Source organism: Verrucomicrobiia bacterium (assembly GCA_035460805.1).
Taxonomy (GTDB): Bacteria; Patescibacteriota; UBA1384; order CAILIB01; family CAILIB01; genus DATHWI01.
On the sequence record DATHWI010000055.1, the window covers coordinates 1 to 1,622 of the forward strand.

The 1,622-nt window shown below is 54.6% G+C and carries 2 protein-coding genes; both read right to left on the reverse strand.

The window, feature by feature from the left end:
• A partial coding sequence (locus VLA04_01835) for a hypothetical protein (GenBank protein HSI20436.1) occupies nt 1–188 on the reverse strand: 188 nt, incomplete at its 3' end.
• Between the two features lie 228 nt (nt 189–416).
• Nucleotides 417–1,256, reverse strand: coding sequence for an ice-binding family protein (locus VLA04_01840; GenBank protein HSI20437.1), 840 nt, complete (start codon nt 1,254–1,256; stop codon nt 417–419).
• Nucleotides 1,257–1,622 lie beyond the last annotated feature (366 nt).

A 1,622-nucleotide genomic window follows, 5' to 3' on the forward strand; every position in this document is an offset into this window, starting at 1 on the left:
AAGCCCAAAGCATAGTTGTCGGCGGATTCAGATTGGAACACCCAGATCTTGATGAGTGTCGCCTTCGGACTGGGTTGAGGCACCTGCCAATGTGTTGCGTACTTCAGCAAGGCGGCCCGTGTTGTGGATGGCAACGGATCGGCGGAAGCTCCGAGGGCAACGATGTGGCCCAAGAGTGTCAGTGCCACGAGACAAGTCGTCAGAGAGGGGGGCATGAGGGTCAGGTGGGGGGAGCTACGCCAACTCATCCAAAGGTTTACGCCTTGGGGCATGGTGAATGAGGCTCCAGTGCTTTGTCAAGTTCATCAAGTTCTACTTCCACAATGAAGAAGCTGGGGTGTGGCGTGCAAACGAAGAGGGTGCCTGTTAAGGCACCCTCCCAAGATCCAAACGTGTAACGAAAATGACTGCTGGCGCTATGGCAGTGATCTCTGGCGAGTCGACCAACGATCAACTCGGGAGTAGCCATTGCGTTTTGCCAGCAATAGCGCGAGGCCCAATCCAAGCAAAAGAGCACCACTTGGCTCTGGTACGGGGACAACAGTAATAGTGTTCGTATCCATGGTCACAGCCGCGTTCAAGGCAAGAGCTCGACCTTCGATCGTGGCTCCCGTGGTCAAGGTGATGGACTGGAGGGCAAGGATGGTCCCTGCAAAGTCCGTCCCTGTTCCGAGCGTAGCCGAGCTCCCGACCTGCCAGAAGATATTCGAAGCTTGAGCTCCGCCCGTAAGCACCACCGCACTGTTTGCCGCTGTAATCAGAGTGGAGCCCGCCTGGAAGATCCACACCGCATTTGGATCACCCATGGCATCCAGGGTCAGAGTTCCAGTGAGCCCAAAGGACGTGGGATCATTGTAAACTCCTGCGCCCAGCGTCAAGCCTCCTAAATCAAAGATTGGTCCATAGATTGTCGTAGGTGTTCGCAGGAGGGCATCAGCATAGGCGGAGGTCAAGTCGGCTTTGGCTCCGAAAGTGGTGTCATCTCCTGCGTGGTTGGTCCCATTGAGGGTAATCGAGCCCAGCCCTGTGATCGTCGGTGTCGGAAGCGTGCCGATATCCCCTGTGATCGTTGTAGGGCCGGTATTGGTGATCCCTGAGCCCGCGAGAACGGCGAAGCTTGCGGCCGTTCCCAGATCGACCACTTGGCCGTGCATGTCGTGTGTGAAACCTGCGACTGCAGCTGCGGCGACGATTCCCGTAACAGTCCTTCTCAAGAAGGCGAGCTTTTTTAGCAATGAAGAGTGTATGAGGTGCATTTTATGAATCATTCAAGTTTTGGCGGGGGCCATCCCAAACGGGTGGCGGCAGAGCCGTAGAGGTAAATTCCATTGCCGCAGAAGGGCATGGACTTGCAAAAGCTGGCTGGAGCGGCATAGATGGCCAAGGGTGTGCATTCTGGTAAGTAATGCTTTAGAACTATAGGATTAATTAATGTGATACGAAGATAATGAGGGGGAATCCGATTGTGGCAATGAGGATTACAGATTATATAGAAATAGTAAGGTCCCGTTGAATTGTGACCCTGGGCGAACGCCTACGGTCGACATTCTCAAGGCGGGTTTGCGCGGAATGCCAGGAATCGTAGATGGATTGTCGGGTATGTGCCCGACACAACGCGCGTT